Origin of the sequence: Halovibrio sp. HP20-59 (assembly GCF_033052795.2) — a bacterium.
Lineage (GTDB): Bacteria > Pseudomonadota > Gammaproteobacteria > Pseudomonadales > Halomonadaceae > Vreelandella.
On record NZ_JAWJUW020000192.1, the window covers coordinates 1 to 233 of the forward strand.

General features: G+C 49.4%; 1 protein-coding gene. It reads right to left on the bottom strand.

Translation table 11 applies throughout. The features are described 5' to 3' along the window. Nucleotides 1-233 (bottom strand): hypothetical protein (locus RZA33_RS19830; RefSeq protein WP_317510110.1); only part of this gene is annotated, 233 nt, incomplete at both ends.

Consider the following 233-nt stretch of genomic DNA (forward strand, 5'->3'; position numbering starts at 1 on the left):
GGTCGCCAGCCTTAAGTAACGTTTCGATTTCCCGTGAACAGTTTTCTAGACTGTTTTCTCCGTATGGTGCAAAAGATCGAACTATCTCTTCGGGAAATGGAGTGCGATTCAAGATAGCACGTTTCTTAGCAACGGAGGCTGCGTCAAGCGCGTCATCTGGTAGGTTCAAGAGAACGGCAACGGGCAGCTTTTCATCAACAGACAGGGCGGGAATCTGAAGCTGATACTCGTCC